31 protein-coding genes are annotated in these 25,978 nt (G+C 64.8%); 24 read left to right on the top strand and 7 right to left on the bottom strand.

Annotated elements, in window-relative coordinates:
* The first annotated feature begins 16 nt into the window (after nucleotides 1-16).
* A complete protein-coding gene (trxB, locus tag NF551_RS17315; RefSeq protein WP_227897743.1) occupies nucleotides 17-934 on the top strand; it encodes a thioredoxin-disulfide reductase in 918 nt (305 codons plus the stop codon).
* A 61-nt stretch (nucleotides 935-995) separates the two neighbouring features.
* On the top strand, nucleotides 996-1,643 hold the full coding sequence (locus tag NF551_RS17310) for a hypothetical protein (protein ID WP_227897744.1): 648 nt from the start codon (nucleotides 996-998) through the stop codon (nucleotides 1,641-1,643).
* A gap of 50 nt (nucleotides 1,644-1,693) precedes the next feature.
* Here NF551_RS17310 and NF551_RS17305 read toward each other — a convergent pair whose 3' ends face one another.
* Nucleotides 1,694-2,023 (bottom strand): histone-like nucleoid-structuring protein Lsr2, encoded by a 330-nt coding sequence (locus NF551_RS17305; RefSeq protein WP_227897745.1) that lies wholly within the window; start codon nucleotides 2,021-2,023, stop codon nucleotides 1,694-1,696.
* Nucleotides 2,024-2,105: 82 nt separating this feature from the next.
* Nucleotides 2,106-2,963: a sigma-70 family RNA polymerase sigma factor gene (locus tag NF551_RS17300; protein WP_227897748.1), complete on the bottom strand. Its 858-nt coding sequence runs from the start codon at nucleotides 2,961-2,963 to the stop codon at nucleotides 2,106-2,108.
* Nucleotides 2,964-3,151: 188 nt separating this feature from the next.
* On the opposite strand from NF551_RS17300, the gene NF551_RS17295 reads away from it, so the two are divergent.
* Nucleotides 3,152-4,063, top strand: coding sequence for an ABC transporter ATP-binding protein (locus NF551_RS17295; protein WP_227897852.1), 912 nt, complete (start codon nucleotides 3,152-3,154; stop codon nucleotides 4,061-4,063).
* Nucleotides 4,050-5,276 carry an ABC transporter permease gene (locus tag NF551_RS17290; RefSeq protein WP_227897749.1) on the top strand — a complete coding sequence of 409 codons (1,227 nt, stop codon included), beginning with the start codon at nucleotides 4,050-4,052 and terminating at the stop codon, nucleotides 5,274-5,276. Before NF551_RS17295 ends, NF551_RS17290 begins: the two co-directional genes overlap by 14 nt.
* A gap of 8 nt (nucleotides 5,277-5,284) precedes the next feature.
* On the opposite strand, the gene NF551_RS17285 is transcribed toward NF551_RS17290, so the two are convergent.
* Nucleotides 5,285-6,070, bottom strand: coding sequence for a zinc finger domain-containing protein (locus tag NF551_RS17285; RefSeq protein WP_227897751.1), 786 nt, complete (start codon nucleotides 6,068-6,070; stop codon nucleotides 5,285-5,287).
* Nucleotides 6,071-6,157: 87 nt separating this feature from the next.
* Here NF551_RS17285 and NF551_RS17280 point away from each other — a divergent pair, with 87 nt between their 5' ends.
* The 8 genes from NF551_RS17280 to NF551_RS17245 all read left to right on the top strand — a co-directional run bounded on the left by NF551_RS17280 (nucleotide 6,158) and on the right by NF551_RS17245 (nucleotide 10,879).
* Nucleotides 6,158-7,003 carry a hypothetical protein gene (locus tag NF551_RS17280; RefSeq protein ID WP_227897753.1) on the top strand — a complete coding sequence of 282 codons (846 nt, stop codon included), beginning with the start codon at nucleotides 6,158-6,160 and terminating at the stop codon, nucleotides 7,001-7,003.
* Nucleotides 7,000-7,473 carry a hypothetical protein gene (locus NF551_RS17275; RefSeq protein ID WP_227897754.1) on the top strand — a complete coding sequence of 158 codons (474 nt, stop codon included), beginning with the start codon at nucleotides 7,000-7,002 and terminating at the stop codon, nucleotides 7,471-7,473. Before NF551_RS17280 ends, NF551_RS17275 begins: the two co-directional genes overlap by 4 nt.
* Nucleotides 7,474-7,583: 110 nt before the next feature.
* Complete coding sequence (gene secE, locus NF551_RS17270; RefSeq protein ID WP_227897755.1) at nucleotides 7,584-7,856, top strand: preprotein translocase subunit SecE; 273 nt, start codon at nucleotides 7,584-7,586, stop codon at nucleotides 7,854-7,856.
* Nucleotides 7,857-7,923: 67 nt separating this feature from the next.
* The gene (locus tag NF551_RS17265) at nucleotides 7,924-8,865 is read left to right on the top strand and encodes a hypothetical protein (RefSeq protein ID WP_227897757.1); all 942 of its coding nucleotides are present in this window, start codon (nucleotides 7,924-7,926) and stop codon (nucleotides 8,863-8,865) included.
* A 100-nt stretch (nucleotides 8,866-8,965) separates the two neighbouring features.
* Nucleotides 8,966-9,703, top strand: coding sequence for a Bax inhibitor-1/YccA family protein (locus tag NF551_RS17260; protein ID WP_227897759.1), 738 nt, complete (start codon nucleotides 8,966-8,968; stop codon nucleotides 9,701-9,703).
* A gap of 134 nt (nucleotides 9,704-9,837) precedes the next feature.
* A complete protein-coding gene (locus NF551_RS17255) occupies nucleotides 9,838-10,065 on the top strand; it encodes a hypothetical protein (protein WP_227897760.1) in 228 nt (75 codons plus the stop codon).
* A gap of 11 nt (nucleotides 10,066-10,076) precedes the next feature.
* Entirely contained in the window at nucleotides 10,077-10,457 is a 381-nt protein-coding gene (locus NF551_RS17250) for a hypothetical protein (protein ID WP_227897761.1), read from the top strand.
* A complete protein-coding gene (locus tag NF551_RS17245) occupies nucleotides 10,457-10,879 on the top strand; it encodes a hypothetical protein (RefSeq protein WP_227897763.1) in 423 nt (140 codons plus the stop codon). The genes NF551_RS17250 and NF551_RS17245 overlap by 1 nt, the downstream gene beginning before the upstream one ends.
* A 386-nt stretch (nucleotides 10,880-11,265) precedes the next feature.
* Here NF551_RS17245 and NF551_RS17240 read toward each other — a convergent pair whose 3' ends face one another.
* Both NF551_RS17240 and NF551_RS17235 read right to left on the bottom strand, forming a co-directional pair.
* A complete protein-coding gene (locus NF551_RS17240; RefSeq protein ID WP_227897764.1) occupies nucleotides 11,266-12,012 on the bottom strand; it encodes a hypothetical protein in 747 nt (248 codons plus the stop codon).
* Nucleotides 12,009-12,257 carry a hypothetical protein gene (locus NF551_RS17235; RefSeq protein WP_227897765.1) on the bottom strand — a complete coding sequence of 83 codons (249 nt, stop codon included), beginning with the start codon at nucleotides 12,255-12,257 and terminating at the stop codon, nucleotides 12,009-12,011. Before NF551_RS17235 ends, NF551_RS17240 begins: the two co-directional genes overlap by 4 nt.
* Before the next feature lie 166 nt (nucleotides 12,258-12,423).
* Between NF551_RS17235 and NF551_RS17230 the strand changes: the two genes are divergently transcribed.
* The 3 genes from NF551_RS17230 (at nucleotide 12,424) to NF551_RS17220 (ending at nucleotide 15,440) form a co-directional block, all read left to right on the top strand.
* Nucleotides 12,424-12,843 carry a hypothetical protein gene (locus NF551_RS17230; protein ID WP_227897766.1) on the top strand — a complete coding sequence of 140 codons (420 nt, stop codon included), beginning with the start codon at nucleotides 12,424-12,426 and terminating at the stop codon, nucleotides 12,841-12,843.
* Nucleotides 12,840-13,571 (top strand): M50 family metallopeptidase, encoded by a 732-nt coding sequence (locus tag NF551_RS17225; RefSeq protein WP_227897768.1) that lies wholly within the window; start codon nucleotides 12,840-12,842, stop codon nucleotides 13,569-13,571. The genes NF551_RS17230 and NF551_RS17225 overlap by 4 nt, the downstream gene beginning before the upstream one ends.
* 144 nt (nucleotides 13,572-13,715) lie before the next feature.
* The gene (locus NF551_RS17220) at nucleotides 13,716-15,440 is read left to right on the top strand and encodes a CCA tRNA nucleotidyltransferase (protein WP_227897770.1); all 1,725 of its coding nucleotides are present in this window, start codon (nucleotides 13,716-13,718) and stop codon (nucleotides 15,438-15,440) included.
* A 485-nt stretch (nucleotides 15,441-15,925) separates the two neighbouring features.
* Here NF551_RS17220 and NF551_RS17215 read toward each other — a convergent pair whose 3' ends face one another.
* Nucleotides 15,926-16,195, bottom strand: coding sequence for a hypothetical protein (locus tag NF551_RS17215; protein WP_227897772.1), 270 nt, complete (start codon nucleotides 16,193-16,195; stop codon nucleotides 15,926-15,928).
* 130 nt (nucleotides 16,196-16,325) lie between these two features.
* Here NF551_RS17215 and NF551_RS17210 point away from each other — a divergent pair, with 130 nt between their 5' ends.
* The 3 genes from NF551_RS17210 (at nucleotide 16,326) to NF551_RS17200 (ending at nucleotide 19,215) form a co-directional block, all read left to right on the top strand.
* Complete coding sequence (locus tag NF551_RS17210; RefSeq protein ID WP_227897773.1) at nucleotides 16,326-16,640, top strand: hypothetical protein; 315 nt, start codon at nucleotides 16,326-16,328, stop codon at nucleotides 16,638-16,640.
* 39 nt (nucleotides 16,641-16,679) lie between these two features.
* A complete protein-coding gene (locus NF551_RS17205) occupies nucleotides 16,680-16,946 on the top strand; it encodes a hypothetical protein (protein ID WP_227897776.1) in 267 nt (88 codons plus the stop codon).
* Nucleotides 16,947-17,082: 136 nt separating this feature from the next.
* Nucleotides 17,083-19,215, top strand: a complete 2,133-nt coding sequence (locus NF551_RS17200; RefSeq protein WP_227897777.1) for an acyltransferase family protein — start codon at nucleotides 17,083-17,085, stop codon at nucleotides 19,213-19,215.
* 61 nt (nucleotides 19,216-19,276) lie between these two features.
* Here the strand turns inward: NF551_RS17200 and NF551_RS17195 are convergent, their stop codons facing one another.
* Nucleotides 19,277-19,717: a hypothetical protein gene (locus NF551_RS17195; RefSeq protein ID WP_227897778.1), complete on the bottom strand. Its 441-nt coding sequence runs from the start codon at nucleotides 19,715-19,717 to the stop codon at nucleotides 19,277-19,279.
* A 133-nt stretch (nucleotides 19,718-19,850) separates the two neighbouring features.
* On the opposite strand from NF551_RS17195, the gene NF551_RS17190 reads away from it, so the two are divergent.
* The 6 genes from NF551_RS17190 (at nucleotide 19,851) to NF551_RS18985 (ending at nucleotide 25,572) form a co-directional block, all read left to right on the top strand.
* Entirely contained in the window at nucleotides 19,851-20,858 is a 1,008-nt protein-coding gene (locus tag NF551_RS17190) for a GmrSD restriction endonuclease domain-containing protein (RefSeq protein ID WP_227897780.1), read from the top strand.
* A gap of 42 nt (nucleotides 20,859-20,900) precedes the next feature.
* Entirely contained in the window at nucleotides 20,901-21,974 is a 1,074-nt protein-coding gene (locus NF551_RS17185) for a hypothetical protein (RefSeq protein WP_227897782.1), read from the top strand.
* Between the two features lie 25 nt (nucleotides 21,975-21,999).
* The gene (locus NF551_RS17180; RefSeq protein ID WP_227897784.1) at nucleotides 22,000-23,154 is read left to right on the top strand and encodes a hypothetical protein; all 1,155 of its coding nucleotides are present in this window, start codon (nucleotides 22,000-22,002) and stop codon (nucleotides 23,152-23,154) included.
* 40 nt (nucleotides 23,155-23,194) lie between these two features.
* A complete protein-coding gene (locus NF551_RS17175) occupies nucleotides 23,195-23,686 on the top strand; it encodes a hypothetical protein (RefSeq protein WP_227897785.1) in 492 nt (163 codons plus the stop codon).
* A gap of 86 nt (nucleotides 23,687-23,772) precedes the next feature.
* The gene (locus tag NF551_RS17170) at nucleotides 23,773-24,387 is read left to right on the top strand and encodes a hypothetical protein (RefSeq protein ID WP_227897787.1); all 615 of its coding nucleotides are present in this window, start codon (nucleotides 23,773-23,775) and stop codon (nucleotides 24,385-24,387) included.
* A gap of 159 nt (nucleotides 24,388-24,546) precedes the next feature.
* Nucleotides 24,547-25,572, top strand: coding sequence for a lytic transglycosylase (locus tag NF551_RS18985; RefSeq protein ID WP_227897788.1), 1,026 nt, complete (start codon nucleotides 24,547-24,549; stop codon nucleotides 25,570-25,572).
* Nucleotides 25,573-25,978 lie beyond the last annotated feature (406 nt).

Below are 25,978 nucleotides of genomic sequence, written 5' to 3'. Positions count from 1 at the left end.
CCCCGAAAGCAGCACCATGGATACGATCCACGACGTCATCATCATCGGTTCCGGCCCCGCCGGCTACACCGCCGCCATCTACGCCGCCCGCGCCAATCTCCAGCCCCTGGTCTTTGCAGGAATGCTGGAAGCAGGCGGCGAGCTCATGAAAACCACCGAGGTCGAGAACTTCCCCGGTTTCCCCGGCGGGATCCAGGGCCCTGACCTCATGGCCAAGATGGAGGCCCAGGCAGAACGCTTCGGCGCTCGGATCCTCTTCGAGGACGTCGAATCGGTCGACCTCGCAGGCGAGATCAAGCAGATCGTTTCCGAGGGCACCACCTACCGGGCCCGGGCAGTCATCATCGCCACCGGATCCGCGTACAGGCATCTTGGCGTACCCGGAGAGGCTGCATTCTCCGGCCGCGGCGTCAGCTACTGCGCGACCTGTGACGGCTCATTCTTCGAAGGCAAGGACGTCGTCGTTGCCGGCGGAGGGGACTCAGCCATGGAAGAAGCCCTGTTCCTCACAAAGTTCGCCTCCTCAGTGACCGTCCTGGTCCGCGGCGGGAACCTGAAGGCGTCCCAGGTCATGGCAGACCGGGCCCGCCTCCACCCCGGCATCACCTTCCTCTACAACACTGAGGTCTTCGAGGTTCACGGCGAACAGCAGATGACCGGCCTGACGATCATGACCGCCGGTGTCCGGAAACCCCTTGAAGCGCAGGGGCTGTTCGTAGCCATCGGCAACAACCCCCGGACCGCACTCGTCGCCGATCAGCTTGTCATCGACCCGCGCAGCGGCACGATCGGCGTTGACGGACGCAGCTCCAGGACGTCCCTTCCCGGTGTCTTCGCGGCCGGAGACGTCATCGACCCGACCTACCGCCAGGCCATTACGGCTGCAGCATCAGGGTGCGTGGCCGCCCAGGACGTCGAGCACTACCTGGCATAGCCGGTTGGGGGTGCGGAGGGCGAAACAGCACCATCCGGAATATCTACGCATGCTCCGGGGTATGAAGCTGATCGAGGAATACATCCGCCTGGAAGCGAAGTTCGCGCGGCACTTTTACAACGGCGACATGCCGGACCGCATCCGCCAGCACAAAGGCAAGGGCGGATACCTCCTCGCCGCGTCCCACTCCTCGAACCGCATGATCGGCGGCCGGCCGCGGCAGGCTGACCGGTACACGGGGGCGATGGCCCAGATCGTGGCCGTCCGGTCCGGTCACAGCTGGCTGGCCGCCGACGGCGTGATCTCCGAATGGGCTTCATGGGAGGGTCGGCGTGACCGGTTCCGCGATGCCCTCGACGCCGCCCTGGACAAGGACCGTTTCGTCATCGACCTCAGGGCCACCCCGGCAGGGCCGGCAGGAGACATCTTTATCGGGTTCGGCCCGCGCCCCAGTGACGCTGCCATGGAGCTCGCCGAACGCATCGACGAGGCCTTCCCGGAGTTCAAGGTCGTGGTTGGGGGCCGCTTCAATCCTGCAGCTCCCGAAACCATCAGCTCTTATGCCCAGGGCCGCGGAGGGGACGGCCTCCAGCTCAATATTGCGGCACCGCTTCGTGACCCTCTTCAATTCCCGGATACCACCGAGCTTTTCATCAAGGGATTCGCAAATGTCCTCGGAAACGGAACAGGCGCCCAGGATTCCGAATAGACCGGAAGCCTGAACGCCGTCACGTTTCTTTTTGTGTGGGGTAACCCCGGTTAATTAGCTGCAACGTATGAGTCGATCAGCGCCTGGGGGACCCGGCCATAGTCATTTACTTTCATGCCCTGCGACTTGGCCCATTCCCTGACGTCCGATGGTGAGGGACCCTGCCGCTGCCCTGCCGGACGGCCCGGTTTCGGCCCCCTGGCTGCCTGGACCTTGCGTGCCGCTTCAATGAAAGGAGCCAGGGAATCACGCATTTCCTTCGCGTGCTCCGAGTTCAGGTCGATCTCGTATCTGACATCTTCTAAAGCAAACCGGATCGTTTCATCTGCCTGCGATCCGTCGAGGTCATCCTGAAGGGTGACGATTATTTTCTGAGCCATATCAGTAGATTATCAGCCCGATGACTGCCCGCCGGAATATTTATCAGAACAGCCAATCCGGACCTAGGAGACGGATTTTATTCTATGCAGGAATGCCGTCCGAAAGCAGATGGGCTACGTTCTCCAGATATTCGTCCATGCGTTTACGAGAAAGGCCGGGCCTGCTGCACGGCACCTCCCTGTCCTCACCGCGATAAGAGGAAACGCTCTCCCGTAGCAGGCCTATGCCGGCCGTCCGGTCCTGGGAAACAGCGGAGTGGGATTTGCCCGTTTCGGCTGCGATCTCCTTGACGGTGCGGTCTTCATAGTAGATCTGCTCTACGACGTACCTGATCCTGGGCGGCAGTGCCTGGACTGCCATCCGCAGGTAGCGCCTCTCCTCATCGGCAACCAGCGCAGCCTCGGGGCTGTATGCCGCATCCTCCGGCCAGTCCATTCCAGGTTCAAGACTGAACACTTTCCGGCCGTCATCTGCGATGCTTTGGCGGACAGTCCGGGTGTCGACTCCGAGCAGTCCGGCGATCTCTTCCTGCGTGGGTACCCGGCCCAGCTGCGCGGTCAGTGCGTCCACAGCGGAACGGGTCCGCTTGATCTTTTGCCTGGCACCCCTGCCTGCCCAGTCCAACGAGCGAAGCTCATCCCCGATAGCGCCGTTGATCCTGATCCGCGCATAGGCGCCGAACGGAACTTCCTGCGTCGGATCGAAGGTCGAGGCGGCTGACACGAGCCCCAGGAATCCGGCTGAAGCCACTTCATCACGCTCCAGGAGGCCGGACAGACGGCGGCATGCTTCAGCGACCAGATAGCCCACCAGCGGGATGTTCTTCAGGATGACGGTCTCGCGCTCTGCAGCAGTGAGGCGGTTTCCGGAAACCGGTGTTTCAGCCGTGCATTTTCCGGAGTTGCGCGTTGGCCGCACAAGAGTTTGAGCCTTGAACATTTTGGGATCATAGATCAAGGCCTATATGCCATGCCTCGACCTGATAACTTTCAGCGGGCATAGAGTCGCGTGCTGCCGCACACATAGCTGAGTATGAGCTCTATCAATCCCTTCGGTGCCGGAGTCTGCCCCGGAGTTCAGTGCCGGTGAATGACTCCGAAAAGATCGTCACTGTCCGGGACTTCCGCATGGACTTCGGTGCCAGGGCAGTGATCCGGGACCTCTCCTTTGACGTCCAGCGAGGGGAGACCTTCGGCTTCCTTGGCGGCAATGGGTCCGGAAAGACCACGACCATTCGCGCGCTGCTTGGAATTCACCGGGCAACTGCTGGAACCCTCCATATCAATGGCCGGCCATTCGGTCCCACTGACGGTGCAATGCTCGGGTATCTGCCCGAGGAACGCGGCCTTTACCGGAAGGAGCCGGTACTGGATGTCATGGTCTATTTCGGACGCCTAAAAGGCATGGGGCGCCGGGACGCCGTCCGGTGGTCACGGCAGTACCTGGAACGTGTTGGCCTGGACGGCAAGGCAGGGGACCGGCTGGATAAGCTTTCCGGCGGCCAGCAGCAGAAAGTTCAGCTCGGCGTCACCGTCATGAGCAGTCCGTCGCTGCTGATCCTGGATGAGCCCACCAAGGGCTTCGACCCCGTCAACCGGCATCTGCTGATGGAAATCATCGGTGAGCAGAAGGCTGCCGGAGCTACCGTCCTGATGGTCACCCACCACATGGACGAGGTGGAACGCCTGTGTGACCGGATCCTGCTCCTTCGGGACGGGACAGCCCATGCCTACGGCTCCGTAAAAGACGTTCAAGCCAGCTACGGCGGCCGTACGGTGACGCTTACCTATGCGGGGAAGCTGCGGCAGCTCGGAAGTCTCCACGGGGCGTACAGTGTCCTGGCCAACGAAGCTTCAGGCGACGGCAACGCCGCACAGCTCCAGCTGGAGGACTCCGCTAGGGAAGAGGACGTACTGGCCAGCCTGCTCGATATGGGGCTGCCGGTCACCTCATACGCCGCATCAAGGAGATCGCTGGAGGAAATCTTCATGCGTGTTTACGGCACCGACATCGAAGGATCCACCAATGGCCGGGCATAACCTCTGGACGGTCACGTCCTTCGAATTCATGCGGACCGTCAAGAAGAAGACCTTCTGGATCGGCACCCTCGGCGTCCCCGTCATCATCGGCATCGTCATGGCGCTGCTGGTCCTGACCCAGACAGAAGCCACCCGCACAGCGGACAGCCAGAAACACGCCACGGTCGACTTCGCGTTCACCGACAGCTCCGGCCTCATTACCGACGATCTTGCAGCCTCGTACGGCGGCACCCGGACGGAGGACCCTGTGCAGGCGCTGCAGGACGTCCGTGAAGGCCGCAGTCAGGCGTACTTCGCCATCCCCGGGGACCCGGCACGGGAAGAGATCGAGATTCATGGCAAGGACCTTGGAGTCTTCGAATCCGGGACCTACGGTGCAGTGGCCGGCCAGATGGTCAGCGACGCCGCCACTGCAAAAATCGGGTCCCCTGAATTGGCAGCACTGGCCGGAGGCGGCACAACCTTCACCTCGACGCTGTACGCTGACGGGGATGAAACAGGAGGCATCTACGCGGTCGTCCCGCCGCTGGTCTTCCTGGCATTCTTCTACGCCGTCATGATGTTCATGGGCAACCAGATCCTGAACAGCACCGTGGAGGAGAAGGAGAACCGGGTCACCGAAATGATCCGGACAACCCTGGCACCCAAAACCCTCATCTCCGGCAAGATCCTGGCCCTGATGCTGACCGGGCTCGTCCAGATCGGCGTCATCGGCATTCCGGCGGCAGGCCTGTTCCTGACCGGCGGCGGCGGCGGCGGCGGCGGCGGAGCGGCATCAGAGATCCTGGCGCGCATGGACCCCCAGCCCGGGACCATGGTGACCGGTGCCGTACTGCTGGCCGGAAGCCTCCTGCTCTTCACGGCAACCCTGATGGCCATCGGCGCCGTCGTACCGACCGCGAAAGACGCCAACGGTCTCTTCAGCGCGATCACGATCGTGCTCTTCGTCCCCCTGTACGCGTTCTCCCTGTTCGTCAGCGACCCTGATGCCGTTCTCGTTCAGGTCTTCCTCTACTTCCCGTTCTCCGCGCCGGTGGCCGCCATGCTCCTGAACGGGCTCGGCTTCCTCACCGGCACGCAGGCGGCCGTCGTCGCTGCTGAACTGTTCATCGCAGGAGGGATCATGATGGCCCTGGCCGTGAAGCTCTTCAGCCACGGGAACATCCGGTACCACTCCCGGATTCCATTGAAGGAACTGATGCGCTCCCGGTAGGCCCGGCGCTACTGCCGGCTGTCCACGATCTCTCTTATCTCCTGCCAGGACTTTCCCCGCAGCTCCGGATAGAGGGCTTGATTGTCGGGGCGGCGGTTGACGTCCGTGGAGACCCACTGGTGCTCTGGAGGCATCTTGTAAGCGTCTTGACGGGGCCTGTGGCTCAGGTGGGCGATCCCGCCGGCTGCGGTAAGGCATGGCGAGCCTGCCGGGGCACCACAGGAGGAACAATCTATGGACTCGATCTCAGCCAGGATTTCCTGGACGAGCCGGTAGCGCTGCTCCGTCCTCCGGTGTGCAATGTCTTCCCAATCGGTGCTGCCTTCAGCGTTGAACCCTATGGAGCGGTCCCTGGCCAGGAGGGTCGGAACCGGCTCCAGTGCCTCAACGACGGCGCGGTAAGTCGTCAGCTCGGACGCGACAACATCCTTACCCCGGCTGGCCATAGACAGGATCTGCTTTGGGCTCAGAATGCCGCCTGTTTCCTCTATCCACGGCGCCTTACCTGGGTATCCGATGGCCAAAGCGGTGTCTGTTTCTATGACCTTCCGGGCTTTTTCCAGGGCCGAGAGCTGCTCCTTCAGCTGGCCCTCTATCTCGATGATCCGGTCGTTCGTCGGCTTAAGGTTCAGCGGCGTAGCGCAGCCGTGAAGCGCCAGCCGGAAAGCCTGAAGAGATGCCAGCGCTGCCTGTCCTGCAGCCACGACGTCGGCCAGAGGCATAGCCTCCCAACCGTCTCCGGAAGGATCAAACGAGTCCAGGGGGATGGCTTGGTCGATGTTGTCGTTAGGCATGCAGCCAGCCTATTTCCACCGCCTGGGCCGTTTTTACCGCCAAACTCGGCGTGTCGTTTCTCGCTGCCTGCCGCACACATAGAAGACATGACAGACATCAAGGCACGCCAGCCCGAAGGCATCCCCGCCGGCGGGCAGTTCGCCCCCACCTTCCACAACGAATCCCCGGTCACGCTCGGCACCGCCGAACGCCGCCCTGAGCTCTACGGATGGCCCGAGTCCCTTCCCGAACCCGAGCTGAAACTCATCATCGCCGACGACTGCACTATCTCGACCGCGCTGAACGTTGAGGGCCACGGCACGATCACTATCTTCACCGACAACCCCTCCACGGGCCGCTGCGACTACGAGCAGTTCGCCGGAGAGTTCGACGATGTCGACGGAGACACCATGGAACAGGTTGTCGCCTGGGCTTCGGAACGCCACCTCTACATGGAAGCCGATGCCAGGGCAGAAATGAAGACGGCAGCCGAAGCGGCACGCGCCCGGATCGCTGCCGCAGCCACGGGCAAGCCCGCCAGCCTCAGTGATGATGAGCTCGCCGACCTGAAGGGGAACACCGACGGCGTCCTGGCCAAGGCACGCACCGCCCATGAGCTGGCCGGCATGGCGCTGTTCAGCCGCGAAATCCTCAAGCGTCACCCGGAGGCGGCAACGGCCCGCCTGGAAGTCGTCGGCGCTGACAACGGCGAATTCATTGGCGGGGCTGTCATCACCGACGGCGACGGCAATCGTGTGGCCGTCTACGGCGAAGACCGCCACGAGGACGAAAACACGGTCACGGATCTCCTCCTGGCACTGGACTCGGACGCCGGGAACGCCGCATGGAGTGAATACACACTCCGGGCAGAAGGCTTCAGCGTCGCCAGCTTCGAAGAGGATAGCTACACCCTGAACCTGACCAAAGCTGCAGATTGGGCACCCGGCGCATGAGCACTGAAAACGAACTTGGCGACAAAGTACTGGTCCTGCTGCTCGAACGGCGCAACGCAGAACTGAAGAAGGCGCAGGAGAGCATCCGCGCCATCACCCGGACCCTCGTAGCCCGGAAGGTCCTGGCACTGGAACCCACCGCCGTTCGGCTGGAGATCGTGCCTGAAGTTTTCGAAGAAGGAGTCCGCGCCCACAGCTGCGCAGTCTTCAACGCTGAGGGGGTCCTGCTGCGCTCATTCGAAGGCGACAGCGAGAACCCGGTGGACGAGGAGATTACCGGCCTCCTGGACGACCTGACCCCCGAGCCGGGCACTGATGCCTGGTTCCGCTACGTCACCTTCTTCGAACGCTGCAGCGTGGATCTGCTCGAAGCCATGAACCCGGACACTGGCACCGAGCCGTGGCTCAGGTTCGTGCAGCTGTTCGGCCCGCCCCAGTCTGAGGCAGCCGGCGAAGCCCGGGCCGCGTAGGCAGCAGCGGCGGGGCGGGGAGCTTTCCCTGCCCTGCCGCACACATAGACACCGAGAAGCCCTGCACCCCCAAGGTGCCGGCACAACGCCAACAGCAAGGACCACCCCGAATGACCCAGACACTGGAAGCCGAAGAGCAGCCGGCCCGGATCGGAGTTCCCTCCAAGGACGGGAAGCGCGGATTCTTCGGAGCAGTGATCCTCTACATCCGCCAGGTGATCGGCGAACTGCGCAAGGTTGTGAAACCGACCCGCGGTGAGCTGTTCAAAATGACGGGCATCGTGCTGGCCTTCGTGGCCGTCATGATCCTGCTCATCACCGGCCTGGACCTCTTGTTCGGCTCACTGTCCTCGCTGGTCTTCAGCAGCGGCGGCGAGCAGTAACACCCTGACGGAAAGCGCCCTGCAGCTGCGGGGCGCTTTTTCGTGCCCGGCCGCACACAGAAGAGGCATGACACCTCTCATTCAGAAACGCCAGCCCGAAGGAATTCCCACCGGGGGTCAATTCGCGGGCACGGAACACTCAGAACCCAACATCACCCTGGCCCGCCTGGCCGTCAATCCCGCCTACGTCAGGGGCCGGCTGCGCGCCTACGGACTCAACGGCCGGTTAAGCGTCGACCAGACCGAGGAACTCATCGACGTACTCAACGCTGGCCTGGACTTCAGCGACAGGAGCATCGAGGAAGCTGCCGATCGGATCCTGCACCGCGACCGCGGCTACGGCGCCTCCGACGCACGGACCGTAACCGTCCTCGAACAGGAGCTGCGCGAGGCAGGCAGGATCGAGGAAGCCAATGCGCTGGCCAGGGTCGCAGCTGCCAGCCCCATGGACTACCCGAACGAAGCTGAGAGCACCTTCGCCACCGAGGAGGAACTCGCCGAACTTGCTTCCCGCCTGCTGCCCGACGGCATCGAAACTCCGGTGCCGGTCTCGGACCCCCGCCTGCAGTCAGGGCAGGTCTTCGACAAGGTCATTGATGAGGACGGCACTGTCTTCCACCGCCGGCGCCCCGGAGTGTTCGCGGGAACCCCCTACGCGATGCGCATCCAGGCCAGCCGCCCGCTGAGCGAGGACGAGCGGAACCAGTTCGCAAGCCTCGTCGGCTACACCTACGCGTCCACCATCAGGGGCGAATCCCTCGGCGATGCGCACCCGGACACCCCGTACTCCTTCATCGTGGCCGCCGACATGACCAAAACCCGCCGCGATGACCTGGGCCAGGGCCTGGACGAATTCGAAACGAACCTGCCGGAGAACCTGCAGGAAGGAACGAGGATTCGGACCACCAACAGGACCGGCCCCATCGGGACGCAGGCCGTCGAAGGATTCCATGACCCGGACCTGACGTTCGAGATCTACTACGACGACATCTTCGACCCGGGCGTGTAGGGGCCTCAGCCATTTCATCCGGCCGCCGCACACATAGTAAGTGCCGGGGCACCTACGCCCTGGCCCGGCGGCCGGATGCCGAACAATCACTGGAGAAACCTTGAGCATATCAGGCGGAAACCCCGTCTTAAGCCGCACCGACTTCCTGGCCGACGCAGGCAATGCGACCGGCCGGGCCATGACCTACGACGACGTCCTGAGGAAGACACTGCCCTGCCTGGCAGTCCTGGCCGCCGGCGCCGTCTTCGGCTGGATGAACCCGGGTCTGTATCTGGTGGGTGCCCTCGTTGGATTCGCCCTCGGCATGGTCAACATCTTCAAGCGGCGCGTCTCGCCCCCGCTGATCCTGGCCTACTCCGGGTTCGAAGGCCTCGCGCTCGGTGCCATCTCAGGCAAGCTTGATTCGCTGTACCCCGGCATCGCCGTACAGGCGGTCATCGGCTCCCTGGCCGTCTTCTCAGTGGCACTGTTCCTCTTCCGTTCAGGGAAGGTGCGCGCCACACCGAAGTCAGTCCGCTTCCTGATCTACGCAATGATCGGCTTGATCGTCTACAGCCTGATCAACATTGTCCTCATGGCCACGGGTGTGCTGACGAACCAGTGGGGCATGGACGGCCTTGAGGTCATGGGCATCCCGCTGGGCGCGATTATCGGCGTCTTGGCGATCGGCATGGCCGGCTTTTCCCTCATCGTCGACTTCACCGAGATCGAGGACGCCATCCGCGGCGGCGCAGACGAAAAGCACTCGTGGACCTCGGCTTTCGGGCTCATGGTCACCCTCGTCTGGCTGTACATGGAGATCCTCCGCCTCCTGGCGATCCTGCGCGGCGACGACTAGCCGGCTGAGTCCCGCCAGCCAGCAGCCCGTCCGGGTTTCCGGGCGGGCTGTCCTGTTTCGGGGGCGGTGAGAGTTCCTTGCGGCGCCGCACACATAGGGAACATCAAGCCTCACCGATTCACCAAGGAGTACCGATGACATCGACACAAACCCGTACAGCGGAAGCAGTTACCTGCCCCGTCATCTACGCGACAGTGGACGACGAGACGGTTCTCGCGCTGGCGGTCGGACTGCATGACCAGAAGTGCCGCTCGGCCAGGGCCTGCCCCAGCCGCCGGATGCACGCACTGGACTGCTTTGGGGAATACGCCCGCAACACCCTCACCATCCTGGCCAGCACGCAGTGGCCCGCAGAAATCTAGGAACCACCCCCATGACCACCCTGACCCTCGTTGAAGACCGCACCGCCGGCAGCTTCGGCAACAGCGACTACGAAGAGTCCGCCATCGACGGCGTCACCTTCTGCAGCTGCGGACGCGCCCTGCGCCCCGAAGGAACCGACGCCTCCCAGTACCCCGGGACTTCAGCCAGCTGGGGCAACAACCAGTGCCGCGCCTGCGACTACCTCGCTGCAGGCCGGGACCCCGAAGACCGCTTCATCACCCAGGACCGCATCGCCTACCTCAGTTCGCTGCGCCGGGACCTTGAAGCCGCACGCCGCCGCCGCGGAGTCCCCTCCTGCGGGCTCATCCCGGCAGGCCGCGTGCCCATCAGCACCATCATCTCCGCCATCGACTCGAAGGGAGCCCGGTAATGAGCCTCCAGAAACCTGAAGACCTGCAGAAGTGCAGCAACTGTTCCCGCCCGATGCGCCCGCGCGGTGTCCTGAAGAAGGAAGCTCCCGGGACCGTCGCCTGGGGCCACTCGGGACAGTGCAAGTCCTGCATCCAGCCCAACACCACCGCCGCAAGGCGCCCCCACCTGCTCGTGAAGGAACGCGTGACCCCCATGTACGGAGATGACGAATACGGTATCGACAGCGAAGACCTGACCGGTTTCCACGAGGAGGATCCTGAGGTCCGCCGGCGCCGGGTGCCCGAGGCCGTGCGCCTCCAGAACACGGTCAGCGGCCTTGAGGCATTCATGGCCCGCCGGCACAAGCGTGTCGCAGCCGAAGCGGTCAGCCCGATCGTGTGGGGCCGCAACCAGGACGTCGAGACAGCCGCAGCAGCCTAGAACCAGATGTAAGGCCCCGGATGATAACCATCCGGGGCCTTTCGGCACATTCGGCATCTTCACAAATGGCTTTCTTTCAGGGCGCCTTGCCGGGCTGCGGAGTGCGCCCATAGTGTTTTGTTCACAGCACGCAGCGGTTCACAGAGCCGCAGCAAGCCAACGACTAAATCACTGCACGCCCAGTACCTCACGGGAAAGGCAAGCCGCACGGATGATCCCGGTTTTGGGGTTACGAGCCGGGATCATCCACCCCCTCTTTCCTGGTGTCGCTGCGTTGGGGGATGAGCGGCACCCCAGTCCCCGGTTGTGGGGTTGTAAGCGTTGTGGTGGCGTACAGAAAAGCCTCGGAGTGAACGGACTCCGAGGCTTTTTCTTATGTGCGGCTGTTACTCCTGCGGGCCCCGCCGGACGGCATCCACGCCGGCGGCGGCATGACGGACCAGACGCCACCCGCGCTCGGCGGCGTGCCGGATGTCGTCAGGAACCTCCTCGCCCTTGTGCAGCAGGGAGGAGACCATGACGGCGTTCATCAGGTCCTCCCGGAGTTCGTAGAGCCCGCCGGACTGGATTTCCGGGACAGGGTGGATCCTCTTCGCCTCCCGGGCGCCTTCGCGGAGAGGAACGCGGGCAACCAGGAACAGAACGACGAGCGGGGAGACGACTTCCGTGCCGGCGCCCTGGACCAGGGCTGCTATCGGGGCGAGGAACAGGGCCACCCGCGCGAGCAGGCCGGCCTTGCCGCGAAACGCCCCTGTCCGGGCTTCCCTGCGGCGCTTGAGGACCGGACGCAGCACTTCGCCCTCGTTGATGAAGGCCATGCTCATCCAGCGGCTGGTCGTGCGGCCGAGGACGCTCAGGATAAGCGCGATGGCCTCTAAAGCTTCCCGTGGGTGCTCGTCCCGCCATTCCCTGATCCGGTCATCGGGCTCATCCGCCCACGCCTGGGCGTAGCGGAGGTCGATTGCGGCGCGGAGCTGGGTGAGGTCCAGGCCGGATGCTTCCGCTACAAGATCTGCGGGCAGGCCCAGTGGCGGGAGGGCGGCGGCCGGTTCCGTTGCCCGGGCGGTTTCTTCGATCCTGATGCCGTACCGCGGTGACCCGTCCGGGAGCAGGTATTCGCTGTTGCGTGTCACTGGGCTGCCGCCCGGGTTTCCGCGACGCTGGCCGGACTGGTGCCGGTCAGGGTGTTCTCGACGATGCCGATCAGGATGGCGTGGTCGGTGCCGCCCGTGCGGAGGTGCCGGTGCAGGATGTGAAGCCCGCGGCCGCGGCGGAACGCCAGCTCTTCCAGCTCAAGGACACGGTCTTTCAGCGCCTGGACGTCTTCTGTTTCCGGCGGAACCCGCGGAGGAATCTGCAGCGGAGGCAGCTGGGACATCGGAGGGCCTTTCGTTGAACGGGTCGTTGCCTCCTATGTGTGCGGAGGCCCGGGTCCCTTTCACCGCACACAAAAGTTCCCGGCGGGGACAGAATCCACCGCTGCCGCACACATAGGTGATGTGGAGCGGAACACCGCACCGGACCCCGAGACGAGGATTAAGACAATGACTAGCACCAAGGCCGCACTGAATCTGGACGAACTCCTAGTCATCAATGACGCGGACCCGTACACGTACGACGACGGCGAACCCAACTCGGGCATCCCGCAGGCACTGTTCAGCCAGGACCACTTCAACGGCCCGCAGCTGAAGATGTACTACACCACCCACCGCGGCACCGAGCTCTTCCGCACCTACAGTGTCGGCGGCTGGGAAGAAGGCAGCTACCACCGCATCGTGCAGGACGGTCCGCGCGTCAACGGCCCGGTCGCCTGGATGAACACCAACGACGTCGCCCTCACCGCCCACAAGCAGGCCGAACGGGAAGGGATCCTCGTCGAGGACGGCGACCACATCATCCTTCGCGGCACCGAATACATCATCAACCGGGACAGCCGGGGCTACGTCAGCCTCGTACGCGCATGACCGGACTGGCTGAACTCGTGCGGGACCGGATCATCTCCGGTTTCGCACAGTCCGCAGCCCCCGAAATCACCATCCTGGAGCTCGTCCTCATCCTCCTTGCCGCGTCCGCCCTCGCCGTGCCTGCACGGACCTGGAAGTACTTCGGGATGTTCACCACCGTGGTCCACGAACTTGGCCACGCAGTCGCAGCGCTCATGACGTTTCAGGTGGTGACCGGGATCAAGCTGCACCTGAACCACGGGGGCACCACGAACACGTACGGGCGCGGCGGCATACGCGCTGTCTGGTCGGCGTTCTGGGGCTACCCGGCGCCGGCCGTCACAGGTGCTGCGCTCGTCTGGGCCGGTGTCCACGGATGGTCCTCAGCCGCGCTCTCTGCCAGCTGCATACTCCTTGCGGTGACGATACTGCTCATCCGCAACGCTGAAGGCTTCCTGATCCTGGGGTCAGTCCTGGCGGTGTCCGTCCTGCTGGTGCTGTTTGCCGGGCCGGTTTTCCTCGGGCACACCACCCTTGTCCTGGGCGTGGCCCTGCTCGTCGGGGCGGTACGCGACCTTGGTAAAGTCATCCACGTTCATTTCAGGCGCAGGACCGAGCTGGAAAGCTCCGATGCCTACATCCTGTTCCGGCAGACCATGATCCCGTCGCCGCTGTGGCTGCTGGGCTTCGCTGCCGTGACCGCCTTCAGCTGGGCAGCTGCCCTGGGCGCCGTCGCCGAGAGCCTCTGACCGTCTGCCTTCACGTTGATCCCGGCCCGGCGGAGAAAGTTCCGTCCACGGGGCCAGGTGTCCTCCTGTGTGCGGCTGAAGCCGGTTTCGCGCAGCCGGCACCCTGCCTGGGCGGAAGGGCCTCCAGCCGCACACAGTAGAGGCGTGAGAAACAGCCCCAGACGCCAGCCGGCCGGCATCCCCGCCGGAGGCCAGTACGCACCGTCAGTCCACGCCGAATCTTCCGTCGGTGTCGGTGCAGGCGGCACTGTCCTGCCCGGGCTGATGGATCTGACGCCGGAAGCCTGGGCAGTCCTCGACGCCTGCCGGGATACCGGGGGACGCCCCCTCATCGTCGGTGGATCGGTCCGCGACGCGCTGCTCTCCCTGGAGACCGGGGAGCCGGTCGCCTTCAAGGACATCGACATCGAAGTCCACGGCACCGCACCGCAGGCCCTGCAGGAAGCACTCCCCGGAAGAGTCCAGGAGGCCGGGGCCTCGTTCGGTGTGCTCACCACCCGCATCGGCGGCCAGGACTTCGACGTATCCGTGCCCAGGCGCGACTCCAAGACCGGAGAGGGGCACCGCGGGTTCGAGGTCGAGCTGGATCCGGACATCACCCTTGAGGAAGCGTTCGCACGCCGGGACTACACGATGAACTCCATGGGCTGGGATCCGTACACCGGTGAACTGATTGATCCGTTCGGCGGACGGAAGGACCTGGAGGACCGGATCCTGCGGCATACGCGGGAGGAGACTTTTCGGGATGACCCGCTGAGGCCGCTGAGGGCCGTCCAGTTCGCCGCGCGCTTCGACCTGGACATCGCCCAGGAGACCATTGAGCTGTGCCGGTCCATGAAGGGCTCGATCGCCCAGCTGCCGAAAGAGAGGCTGTGGAAGGAATTCAACAAGCTCGTCACCCTCGGACGCAGGCCCTCCCGCGGCCTGGAGGCGCTTTACCAGACTGGAATAGCCGAGAGCTTCCCGGCGCTGGCTGACGTCCGCGGATACCCCCAGGATCCCCTCTGGCACCCCGAGGGGGCTGTTGACGTACACCTGGGCCTGTCCGCCGATGCCGCAGCAGAGGCAGCCGAACGGGACGGTGCTGAACCCTCCGAACGCCGGGTAGCCGTGCTGGCCACCCTCCTGCACGACGTCGGCAAGGCGGAGCACAGCCAGGAGGGCCCTGACGGGTGCATCACCAGCCACGGGCACGCCGCCGGGGGAGTGGGGCCGGCTGACGAATTCCTTGCCTCGATCGGGGCGCCCAACGAGGTCAGGGAGAAGGTCCTCCCGCTGATCCGCGAGCACATGCGCCACATCTCGTTCGATGCCGCGCCGTCGGCTTCGGCTGTCCGCCGGCTCATGAGGGACCTGGCAGGGGAGAACGGCAACGGGCCGACCATCACAGACTGGGCGCGGGTAGTGGATGCGGACCTTGCCGGCCGCGGGCCCGGTGCGAAACCGCCCATCTCCGGACACTGGCTCCAGGTGACAGCAAGCGTTACGGCCGACCCTCCCATCCTCCGCGGTGAGGACCTCGCCACCGCCGGGATCCCCCGCGGCCAGGAATGGGGATGGATCGTGCGCGCCTCATTGGCAGCACAGGACGAAGGACTCTTCACGGACACTGCAGGGGCCGTCCAGTGGGCGAAGGCGAACAGGGAGTCAATAACTGCCGCGGAGAAGCCTCGCTGGGAGGCCGCGAAGGCGCTCCGGGAAGCGATGCAGCAGGCGCGCATCGAGAACAGCAGGGCCCAGGCCCGGGCGGAGAAGGCACGCAGGAACGGGCTGAATGACGAAGCTGCCGAACACGACCGGGAGGCGGAGAGGTTCAGGGCCGAGATGAACTGGCTGAAGAAGGAAGAGGAAGCTGTCCGCAGGGCGTAGACATTGAGGATGCGGTTCGCCGGCGGAATGCCCCCGCAGCCGGGATTTTCCGCCGTGATAACCATCGTCTCTCGGACTGGATAAAATCGTTCCTCAGGTTATCACGAGGTGAAAAATCGCCATTATGCCCGCGGTTCCGACCAACCTTCTGGCGACCGGAAACACCCTTTCTGCCAACCGGCTCCAGGGTGGGGTACCCCCGTTTTGCCCCGGAATCCCGCGAATTTTTCGATCTCTGCCAACTAAACCAACTCTGCCGACCGGTTAAGTACGCACTTAGAAGGGAGAGGGGGATATATATACCGAGAGGAGAAGGAGGGCTTATATATAGGGCCCCCTTATATATAACTCTCTTAACAGGTTGGTTTAGTTGGTTGTATATAGGGGACCCCCTATTTTGCCCCTAGATTCCGGGGATTTTCTCTGCCAACCGAGTTCCCGGTTTTAGTTGGCAGACGGTTGGATCCGGTTGGTCGGACAGTTGGCTAGGCCGAACGCCGTCCATACCAGACACCGGTGCTGATCTCGTGCTTGGACGCCTCGTACGCCGCATCGGTCAGGTTGAAAAGGTTGTGCGCCAGCTGGAGGGAGTCGACGCGGCTGAACCCGGTCTTCTCGGAAATCTGGCGCCACGTCAGGCCCCCGGAACGAAGGCGCTGGACCTCGACTGCAGCATCGTGGATCTCGGCAGCAGTGGCCGGCAGCGGACGGTATCCGTCAGCGGCCTCGGCGGGGGATTCAGGTGCGGTGTTCATACCCCCTATGTGTGCGGCACTGTGCCTCTCCGGCGACACCCCGCGGAAGGGACCCGAAGCAGCGAACAGCCGTCAGGGCCCGCGGCGCATAGGAATAACCGGCCACCAAAAACCAACAGGCAAGGAACCCATGTTCATCCAGATCGACGAAGAGCTTCATAACGTCGCGTCCATCGAGAAATTCTGCTTCTCGGAATACCCCAACTACGAAGGCGAATGGCGCGCAGAAGCGTACTTCTTCGGAGACGCAGAGGCCTACTCCGCCCTGCCTCACACCTTCCCCAGTGAAGCTGAAGCACGGGAGTACGCCGGCGCGGCCATCACCCGTGCCGGTGTCGCCCACGTCTGCACCGAGGATGACCTGATAGCCATCGCCGACAGAATCCACACAGCCGTACGAACAACTGAGAGCCGGTTCCCGCCAAACGTCGGCGCACGGCCCTAACGTTGAGCCAGGACCGCCAGGAAATCAGGAGGAGCACCCATGAGTGAAGCCACCATTTACACCCTGAGGGCCGCAGCGCGCGAGGGCGGCGAAAAGCACTTCCCGGACGACATTGCCCAGCTCGAAGACATCACGTTCGCCGAGATGACCTTCACCGTCCTGGATGCCGGGGAAACCAGCGCAATCCTCCAGGCCGAGTCAGCGGAGGAGATCGACCTGGATGACGACTTCGTCCAGGCCTTCGAAGACGCCCTGGTATCCAGCCACGGCATCTACCTCGACATCGAAGCCGTGCCCGAAGACTAGGTACGTACTCAGGAAGGCCCCGCCATCCGGCGGGGCCTTCCGCGGTTAAGGGCGCACCCGAAGACGCCGTCAAAGCTCCGGACGCATAGAAACAAGAGGCCCGGGCGTCGGGCCGTGTCTATCCGAAGGAACCTGCGTGACCACCGTGCTGCTCCCGGCCGCTGAACCTGCCACCAGAAGGGTCAGAGGCCGGCGCCGGGCAACGACGGCTCCGGCTGCCACCGGCCACCGCCCCGAAATCCAGGGGCTGAGGGCACTGGCAGTGCTCATGGTCGTCACCTACCACGTCTGGTTTGGCCGGGTCTCCGGCGGAGTGGACATCTTCCTGCTCATCTCCGCGTTCCTCATGACGCTCTCCTTCGTGCGCAAGGGCGAGACAAGGACAGGGCTGAAGCTGGCCGGATACTGGCTGCGCACCTTCAGCCGCCTCTTGCCGGCCGCGGCCATCGCCCTGATCGGCACCATGGCAGCCTCCTGGCTCTTCCTGCCGAAAGCCCGCTGGGACGGTGTCCTCGAACAGGTGTGGTCCAGCCTCGGATACTTCCAGAACTGGTTCCTGGCTGCAGAGTCCGTCGACTACTACGCCAACGACCACTCCGGGGCCAGCCCGCTTCAGCACTTCTGGTCCCTGTCAGTCCAGGGGCAGATCTTCATCCTGTGGCCGCTGCTCTTTGCTGCGGCCGCACTGGCCGGCAGGATCTTCCGGCTCCGCTACCGCACCGCGGTCACCGTCGTGTTCGGGCTGGTCTTCGCCGGATCCCTTGCCTACTCGGTCCACGCAACGGCAACAACCCAGTCATTCGCCTACTTCGACACCCGGGCACGGCTGTGGGAGTTCGCGCTCGGCACCCTCCTTGCCGTGGTCCTGCCCTACGTCCGCCTCCCGAAGCCTGCAGCGGTGGCCGCCGGCTGGACAGGGCTCGCAGCGATGCTCAGCGCGGGATTCCTCATCGACGTCGAAGGCAGCTTCCCCGGCTACATCGCCCTGTGGCCGCTGCTGGCCGCGGCACTCATCATCATCGCCGGCAGCACAGGAAGCCGCATCGGTGTCGACAGGTTCCTGTCCTGGAAGCCCGTCGTCGGTCTCGGCGGCATCTCCTACGCCCTCTACCTCTGGCACTGGCCGGTCCTGGTCATCTACATGGCCTGGAGGGGACGCGAAGCAGTGGGCCTTCCCGGCGGCAGCGCCGTCATTGCCCTCTCGCTCATCCTGAGCTGGCTCACCACCCGCCTGGCTGAACGGCCGGTGCTCGGCCTCGGGTTCATGAAGAAGAAGCCCGGGCAGGCCGTGGCCATCCTGGTCCTTGCCGCCCTCGTCGCAGCGCCGGCTGCAGGATGGCAGTACGCGAACCGCATCGAGGCGGAGGCAGCGGCCGCCGCGCACACCCGTGAACTTGCTGAGGCCAAGGCCCGCGGCGCCATGTTCACGCAGGAACAGAAGGACAATCCCGGCGCCCTTGCCCTGCTAGCGGAGGCTCCTCCGGCCGGTGACCCTGCAGCGCCGGTGATCCCCTCCCTGGATGAGCTTGGAGGCCAGTGGGTCCAGGTGGGGCCAAAATGCGAAGAGGTCTTGAAGCCTGTCGGCAACGAGACGGCCGCGGAGAACTGCCAGCATCTGGCCGGCAAGGACGGCGCCAAGCGGATCCTTGCAATCGGCAACTCGCACACCCAGCAGTGGAGCGGCCCGCTGACCCTCATGGCCGAAAAGTACGGATACGACGTCGTCTTCCTTTTCAAGGGCGCCTGCCAGTTCGGGACCGGCAGCGAAGGAAGGGCCCAGGACTGCGTCGACTTCAACACCGCAGCCCTGAACTATGCGCTCGAGCAGAAGCCTGATGCGGTCTTTACGGTGGCCACCGCGGCCCAGCCGGAAACCCCGGAAGAGCATGCAGTCAACGGGCTTGCGGATGCCGCGTCACAGCTGCAGGAAGCCGGGATCCAGGTCGTCGGCATCAGGGACACCCCGCGCTTCGCCTTCGACATGATCACCTGCATCAAGGAAGAGGGTGTGAACGGTGCCGGGTGCAATACGCTCCTGCCCGACAAGCTGGCTGCGGTTTCACCGGTCGAGGAGCTGGGCGCCCAGGTTCCCGGCATGGTCTTCATGGACCTGACCGATAAGGTCTGCCCGGACGGTGCCTGCCCGCCGGTCATCGGCAACGTGTACGTCTACATGGACACGAACCACCTGACCGCCGCCTTCACCCGGTCCACACTCCCGTTCTTCGACGACAGGTTCCACGAAGCCACAGGCTGGAAACGGCCCTAGGGACGGCGAAGGCCCCGCACCGGACGATTCCGGGGCGGGGCCTTCCTGGGGCTTGAGCGTGTTACCAGCTGACGACGGTTCCGCCGAGCTTCTCACGGAGTTCCGCGGCACCGGGTGCGTTGATGACCCAGTTCTCACCAACCAGCCAGGGGTTCATTTCAAAGTCGATGTCGGCGAAGACTTCCTTGTTGTCCTGGATGAGCTGGTCGATGGTACTGCTGGACAGGAAGGTAGAGAGCACGGCGCTGTCGGAGCAGTCCGCTGACTCTGCGGCCAGGGTGACGGCATTGTCCTGGTCGAAGGCCGGGCATTCTCCGCCGGCTTCGACGAAGGCGTCCTTCAGTTCCACCACGGTCGCGTACGTGCCGCCGTTGGCTGGCGGAGCCGTTTCGGACGGTTCAGGCGCCAGTCCGGATGTCGTATCTGCGGACGAGCCGCCGCAGCCTGTCAGTACCAGCGAGCCTGCGGCGAAAACCGCTGCTGCCATCCCCCACTTTTTCATTCTTCAGATCCTTAGTCCTTGCTTGTGCCGTCGCGAGTGACAGCGGCCAGCCCATCCTACTGGGCGGTAGGGACAAGGCTGCGCCTGCAGGGTGCCGGAGCGGGTAAGGCACCCTGCCGCACACATAGGGGTTATGACGACTCCGCTGCTGCTGCGCACCCGCATCCTGTCCGGCATCACCCTGCCGCTGCTGGCCTTCACCCTCACCGCCTGCCAGGTCCCGGCACCGCCGGAAGCGACCCCTGCACCCGCAGCCCCCGCGGCAGTCACCGAGCCGGCTGCTCCTGCTCCCGTTGAAGCTGCACCAGTTCCCGAGCCTCCGGCACCGGCACCTGCCCCGGAGGCTCCCAGCCACGACACGGCAGCTGCTGGCACCGCCCTCGCCCAGCTGGAAACGATCGCCATCAAGGGCCGTGCCCCGAAGACCGGGTACTCCCGCGACATGTTCGGCTCCGCATGGCCGGACATGGACGGAGACGGCTGCGACGAGCGCAACGAGATTCTGGCCCGTGACCTGACCGGCATCACCTACAAGTCCGGACACTGCGTGGTGGCCACCGGAACGCTGGCCGACCCGTACACCGGAAAGACGATCAGCTTTGTCCGCGGCACCGCCACCAGCTCCGCCGTCCAGATCGACCACGTGGTCGCCCTCTCCGACGCCTGGCAGAAGGGCGCCCAGCAGCTCAGCAGCCGTGACCGCATGGCACTGGCGACGGACCCGCTGAACCTCCTGGCAGCAGACGGACCGGCCAACGGGTCCAAGTCCGACAGTGACGCCGCCACGTGGCTGCCCCCGAACAAGGCCTTCCGCTGCGAATACGTGGCCCGGCAGACGTCCGTGAAAGCCAAGTACGGCCTCTGGATGACTCAGGCCGAACATGACGCGATCGCAGGCATCCTCAGCTCCTGCCCGGACGAGCCCGCTGCAGGATCCGGAACAACACGCACGAAACCGGCGGCTGAAATGCCCGCAGCTCCTGCTGCTCCCGCCCCTGAGCCGGTGCCGGCCGCGGACGGTTCCGTCACCTACGCCAACTGCGCTGCCGTCCGGGCTGCCGGCGCAGCACCCATCCGTGCCGGAGACCCGGGGTACGCGAAGAAGCTTGACCGGGACGGCGACGGCGTGGGCTGTGAATAGCTTCCGGGGAGAAGCACCCGGCGTGCCGCACACATAGTTCCCATGCAACGAATCACTCCTGGTGAGCGCGCCAGCAACTACATCTCCTGGATGTCCTTCAAAAAAGTCGTCCCCTCCGACAGGTCCCCGGACCCGCTGGAGCGCAGCCTCGCATACACATACGCGACACTCCGTTCCAAGCAGGACCGCAGCGAAGCTGAAGAGACGGCCTTCAGGGAAATGACCGCGGCCAGGGTAGCTGTGCGGGAAGTGCGCGCCGAAGCAGGCCTGCCCAGGCGCTCCTTCAAGTCCAAGGGAATGGTTACCGCCCTCCGCATCGAAACCTTCTACCGCGAAAAGGGCAGGCTCCCGCTGGCCAGCCGTGACGACGAGCGGAAGGTCTACGGAGACCTCCGCAACCTCCGCCACCGCAGGACGGTCGGAGAGCTGCCCGCAGACACCGTTGCCGTGCTGGAGCAGATCCCCGGAGCCCTCGCCGTCGTGCGCCGGCCGCCCCTGCCCGAACTGGAGAAGCTCGAAGCCTGGTGCGCAGCCAACAAGCGCATGCCCCGCCACGACATCAACAACCGGAGCACCCCGGAAGAGGATCTGGAAGTGCATCTGGGCCAGTGGCTCTACCGGCACATCCACCGGCGCCCGAGCGCCAAGGAAACCGACACGACCCGCACGGTGCGCGAGCGTATCTTCACGCTCCAGGACACCTACCCGCCAGCCTCTGCCGTGAAAGCCAGCGCCGAAGCACGCCAGGTGCTGGACTTCATCGACCGTGAAGGACGCCTGCCCGACCGGCACCGTGACACCCTCCTGTACGCCCAGGCCAGGCGCGTCCGCCATACCTACACCGCCCGGAAGGGCAGGTTCGGGGCTGACATCGCCGAATTCCTGGCCGCCACCAGCGAACTTCCGAACCCCGCCGAAAGCACCTGGGACGGACACTTCGCCGAGGTCCGGGAGTTCACGGCTGCCAACGGCCGTCTTCCCCTGATTCATTCCGGTCCCGCTCCGGAGCGGCGTCTGGCGGAATGGCTTGCCGTCGCCCCGTACGTCGACGATGCCGGCCGGCGGGATGCGCTGGAGAGCTGGCTGGAGGGCTTCAGCGCAGCGTCGGCGGCCTGAGGCCCGAGCCGCACACAACATGGGTATGAACATTCGCAGCAGACAGCCCCAGGGCATCCCGGCGGGCGGCCAGTTCGCCACAGCCTCCCATCCTGAAGCCGGGGCTGTAGCCCTTGCCGCCCCGCCAAGCACCCTTCACCGGGCGCTGGACTCCGCCATCGCCGACTACGAAGGCCGGGCGCAGCGACTCGACGACCATGACCCCCTGGACGACATCCGGACCGTTGTCACAGACCCGGAGGCAGATGCCCGGTATGCCGCCTACCGGGAAACCGTGGACCGGCTGAGTGTCCTTCGGGATGCCGACCTCACCGAGGGCGAACTGGCTGCTGCCCTGGACATCCTTGGCTGGGAACTGCGTGCCCGTGGGGACGCTGCACTCAGGGAAGGTAAACGGGACGTCTACGCGGGCATCGGCACGGACATCCTCATCACCGCCTTCGAAAACAGGGATCCCGTAGCCCAGCTGCAGCGGCGCCGGACCAAGATCAAAGCTCTCAACGGGCTGCAGTTCGAGGACGTTGACCTGCCCTCCGGTGTGGCCATGGACCGTCACATAGCCAAGCTGAAGCTGTCCGGGATCGCCGGAACCGTCCGCGGGATGAAGGCCACGGGTGAGTACGGCAAGGGTCTCAGCGCAGTGATCGAAACACCCGAAGGGCGGTCCTTTCAGCTGGACATGGCCCATTCGACTCTGGCCGTTGCCTGGGCCGAAGACCCCTCCGTTGCCGTCCGGGTGGATCTGGGCCGCGGAGAGCCGGTTACGCCGGAAATACTGGGCGAATCCTTCCGGGAAGCTGTCCGGCATGCGGCCATTACCGATGCCTGGACGAACAGCACAAGGATGCGAAGCAGCAGTCCGGGGGTGCACCCGGCGGTCAGCTTCACCGACTACACCGTGATCGAAGACGGCGACATCACTGTGGCTGCGGTGACGGCCGGGAACTCCATCAGCATGTACCGGGTCGAACGCCTGAGGAACACGGCGACAGGAGAATCCGAGACCCGCGTCCAGGTCCTTGGTTCGGACGAGTCCAAGGCCAGCACCCGCATGACAGAAGCGATCCTCGCGGACCTCTCCGAAGCTGGAGGGGGAGAAGGCTCAGGTGCAGCATTCTCGAGGGACCTGGACAAGTTCGCTGCCGCCGTGACCGCGGACCCCGGATACCGGGCCGGCTGAGGAACAGCTGTTTCCGGGGCCCGGCCGCACACAGGACGGTATGAGCATCCATGCGGTATCACGTGTCCCGGCAGGAACGAGTGCCGGAGGGCGGTTCGCTGAAACCAGCCACACGGAGCCGGACATCGGCCTCGGGTACAAGAGCGCGCACACCGCCCCGGTGAACGACGGGTGCAGCGCCCCGATCGCCGAGCTGGCACGGGTGTTCTCTGAGGAGGTCTACGAGCATCCGGAGTGGTACGGCAGCGGTGAAACCGACGAGGAAGCGATGGCCCAGCTGGCCGCGGCCAGAAGCAACCCGGAAGCGCTGGTCAGGGTCTACCGCGCGCTGCCGCCGGGACTGGACAGGATCAACCGCACCGACTGGGTGACGCTTTCTGCCCGGTACGCCCGCCAGCATGCAGTCCAGGACGATGACGAAGGCAACGACTGGCCGGTCATCAGCGCCCAGGTCCCCGCCTCGAGCGTCTTTTCCGACGGAAATGACCTCATGGAGTACGGATATGACGGCCCGGACCTGAACTGCGCCTGAAACGTCGGACGCCGTGTGTAAGCTCAAATTTTGCAGCACGGCCCTGCGCCGGATTTAGGGCTGCCACACCTTCCAGAAAGGGAACCATGGAACCCAGCACCGGCGCACAGCAGCCGCAGTCACCGACACCGCCCCAGACGCCTCCGCAGCCTCAGGCTGCACCGGCCCACGACCCGAGCGTCGTTTACCTCCAGCCGGGACAGCGGGCCGTGTACATCCAGCCAGGTATGACACCGCCCGTGAACGCTCCGGCCCCGGCAGTGCCTGCTGAAGCTCCGTGGTTCTACGCGAACCAGTACACGCCCCAGATGCACAAGGGTCCGTCCTCGGGCCTGCGCATCGCATCCGGCGTCGTTGGCATTGCCCTGGGCGCCTGGAACACCCTGACGTTCTTCGCCATCATGTCCAACGTCTACGGCCCCAAGACCCCGCTGTTCGGGTGGATGAACTTCTTCCACCTCGTGGGCACCATTGCGATCCTGACGCTGGGCATCATGATCATCGTCAAGCACCGCCAGCGCTCCCGGCCCATTCCGGCGATGCTGCTGGGCTTCACGTTCGTGACAGTCATTGTCGACCTCATCCTGTCCAACGCCTACTGGATGCCCGGGGTGATGTGGTCCCTCTACGGCGGCATCCCCCTCATGGTGCTTACCCTGCTGGTCCTGATCCTGGAGAACTCCGCGGCCAGGAAACAGTAGTCCCCGAGCAGCCCGCCGGCCGGATCCCCCTCCGACCGGCGGGCTTTTCCATGCCCGGTGGTGAGAGATAAGGACGCTGCCGCACACATAACGGGAGTCATTTTCTACCGCCGGCGAGATCCTCCCAGGGCCCCCGGCTGCAACAGCATTGAGGTCCCCTTGTCCGTCATCTCCAACCGGTCCCGCCGCGCCTCGGTCACTACCATGGCAACCCTTGCCATCGCCGCGGTCGTAGGCGGAGCTCCGGCCCACGCCGCATCCGTGCACACCGTTGAACCGGGAGACACCCTCTCCGGTATCGCCGAGGAACACCAGGTCAGCCTGGCCGGCATCTTCGAAGCCAACAGCCTCGGATGGACCAGCATCATCTATCCCGGCGATCTCATCTCCCTGGACGGTGAACCGGCAGCGAAACCCGCCAAGACTGCAGCACCCGCCGCGGGAGCAGGAACCCACACCGTCGTGCCGGGTGACACGCTCTCCGGTATCGCCCACCAGTACGGGGCGGCGCTGTCGACAGTCTTCTCGCTGAACTCCATGAACGGCTCGACGATCATCTACCCGGGCCAGATCATCCGCGTTGCAGAAGCGGCAGCACCCGCACCGGCGCCTGCCTCCACCCCCGCTCCGGCTCCGGCTCCGGCGGCTGAGCCTGCCCCCGTCTATTCGGCACCGGCACCCGTTGAGGCCGCCCCCGCGCCTGAAGCACCGGCCCCGGCACCAGCGCCGGCACCTGCCGAAGAAGACGTCTTCATCCCCGGGCCCGACCTGAACCAGCTCACCGGAGGCTACGAAACACCCCAGGCCGTACAGCAGCTGGTGGCCACAACCGCAGCGGCGATGGGCGTCGACCCGGCCCTTGCACTGGCCGTCGCAGAACAGGAGTCCACCTTCAACCAGAGCGCCGTCTCGTGGGCCGGTGCGATCGGCATCATGCAGGTCATGCCGACCTCCGGCATCTGGGCCTCGGAGCTTGTCGGCCGCGACCTGAACCTCCACGTTGCCGAAGACAATGTGACAGCCGGCATCGCCATCCTCTACGCCCTGCAGCGCACGAGCACCGACCTCGATGAAGCCATCGCCTCGTACTACCAGGGCCAGTACTCCGTCCAGACCATCGGTATGTACGACGACACCATCGACTACGTTGCTTCCGTGAAGTCCCGGATGGCCAAGTTCCAGTAGCAGCACCGGAACCCGCCACCCCCTGAGCAGGCCGCCGGCACCATACCGGCGGCCTGCTCCGTACCCGCGGCGGTGAGAGCTACGGGCGGCTCCGCACACATAGCAGATGCGGGCAACAGGGCCCTCCTTCCCAGGCCGGATATGACTTCACAGCACCGAGACGAACACCCGAACACACAAGCACCCCCGCAAGGCCCCCTGCGGCCCCGGGGCAAAGCACGTCACGCGGCACCGCCGCTGGCAGCCGCGCCCGCCGCGGCGCCCGTCAGTCCAGTGCGGGCGGAACCCGGACCAGAACTTGAATGGCCTGCCCTTCCGACGCGAAGGCAGCTACGCCTGGCCCGCGAAGAAGGCCGGGACATGCCCTGCGGGCTCACCGGCACCCTCGCTGCCCGACCCTGGGACA

This window comes from Arthrobacter caoxuetaonis (assembly GCF_023921125.1).
Classification (GTDB): Bacteria; Actinomycetota; Actinomycetes; order Actinomycetales; family Micrococcaceae; genus Arthrobacter_B; species Arthrobacter_B caoxuetaonis.
This window is presented reverse-complemented; position numbering and strand designations above follow the sequence as displayed.

Bases quoted from the DNA above. Each gene is read 5' to 3' on its own strand.
- trxB (WP_227897743.1), top strand. From the start codon at position 17: ATGGATACGATCCACGACGTCATCATCATCGGTTCCGGCCCCGCCGGC.
- NF551_RS17310 (WP_227897744.1), top strand. From the start codon at position 996: ATGAAGCTGATCGAGGAATACATCCGCCTGGAAGCGAAGTTCGCGCGG.
- NF551_RS17305 (WP_227897745.1), bottom strand. From the start codon at position 2,023: ATGGCTCAGAAAATAATCGTCACCCTTCAGGATGACCTCGACGGATCG.
- NF551_RS17300 (WP_227897748.1), bottom strand. From the start codon at position 2,963: ATGTTCAAGGCTCAAACTCTTGTGCGGCCAACGCGCAACTCCGGAAAA.
- NF551_RS17295 (WP_227897852.1), top strand. From the start codon at position 3,152: ATGGACTTCGGTGCCAGGGCAGTGATCCGGGACCTCTCCTTTGACGTC.
- NF551_RS17290 (WP_227897749.1), top strand. From the start codon at position 4,050: ATGGCCGGGCATAACCTCTGGACGGTCACGTCCTTCGAATTCATGCGG.
- NF551_RS17285 (WP_227897751.1), bottom strand. From the start codon at position 6,070: ATGCCTAACGACAACATCGACCAAGCCATCCCCCTGGACTCGTTTGAT.
- NF551_RS17280 (WP_227897753.1), top strand. From the start codon at position 6,158: ATGACAGACATCAAGGCACGCCAGCCCGAAGGCATCCCCGCCGGCGGG.
- NF551_RS17275 (WP_227897754.1), top strand. From the start codon at position 7,000: ATGAGCACTGAAAACGAACTTGGCGACAAAGTACTGGTCCTGCTGCTC.
- secE (WP_227897755.1), top strand. From the start codon at position 7,584: ATGACCCAGACACTGGAAGCCGAAGAGCAGCCGGCCCGGATCGGAGTT.
- NF551_RS17265 (WP_227897757.1), top strand. From the start codon at position 7,924: ATGACACCTCTCATTCAGAAACGCCAGCCCGAAGGAATTCCCACCGGG.
- NF551_RS17255 (WP_227897760.1), top strand. From the start codon at position 9,838: ATGACATCGACACAAACCCGTACAGCGGAAGCAGTTACCTGCCCCGTC.
- NF551_RS17250 (WP_227897761.1), top strand. From the start codon at position 10,077: ATGACCACCCTGACCCTCGTTGAAGACCGCACCGCCGGCAGCTTCGGC.
- NF551_RS17245 (WP_227897763.1), top strand. From the start codon at position 10,457: ATGAGCCTCCAGAAACCTGAAGACCTGCAGAAGTGCAGCAACTGTTCC.
- NF551_RS17235 (WP_227897765.1), bottom strand. From the start codon at position 12,257: ATGTCCCAGCTGCCTCCGCTGCAGATTCCTCCGCGGGTTCCGCCGGAA.
- NF551_RS17230 (WP_227897766.1), top strand. From the start codon at position 12,424: ATGACTAGCACCAAGGCCGCACTGAATCTGGACGAACTCCTAGTCATC.
- NF551_RS17225 (WP_227897768.1), top strand. From the start codon at position 12,840: ATGACCGGACTGGCTGAACTCGTGCGGGACCGGATCATCTCCGGTTTC.
- NF551_RS17215 (WP_227897772.1), bottom strand. From the start codon at position 16,195: ATGAACACCGCACCTGAATCCCCCGCCGAGGCCGCTGACGGATACCGT.
- NF551_RS17210 (WP_227897773.1), top strand. From the start codon at position 16,326: ATGTTCATCCAGATCGACGAAGAGCTTCATAACGTCGCGTCCATCGAG.
- NF551_RS17205 (WP_227897776.1), top strand. From the start codon at position 16,680: ATGAGTGAAGCCACCATTTACACCCTGAGGGCCGCAGCGCGCGAGGGC.
- NF551_RS17195 (WP_227897778.1), bottom strand. From the start codon at position 19,717: ATGAAAAAGTGGGGGATGGCAGCAGCGGTTTTCGCCGCAGGCTCGCTG.
- NF551_RS17190 (WP_227897780.1), top strand. From the start codon at position 19,851: ATGACGACTCCGCTGCTGCTGCGCACCCGCATCCTGTCCGGCATCACC.
- NF551_RS17185 (WP_227897782.1), top strand. From the start codon at position 20,901: ATGCAACGAATCACTCCTGGTGAGCGCGCCAGCAACTACATCTCCTGG.
- NF551_RS17180 (WP_227897784.1), top strand. From the start codon at position 22,000: ATGAACATTCGCAGCAGACAGCCCCAGGGCATCCCGGCGGGCGGCCAG.
- NF551_RS17175 (WP_227897785.1), top strand. From the start codon at position 23,195: ATGAGCATCCATGCGGTATCACGTGTCCCGGCAGGAACGAGTGCCGGA.
- NF551_RS17170 (WP_227897787.1), top strand. From the start codon at position 23,773: ATGGAACCCAGCACCGGCGCACAGCAGCCGCAGTCACCGACACCGCCC.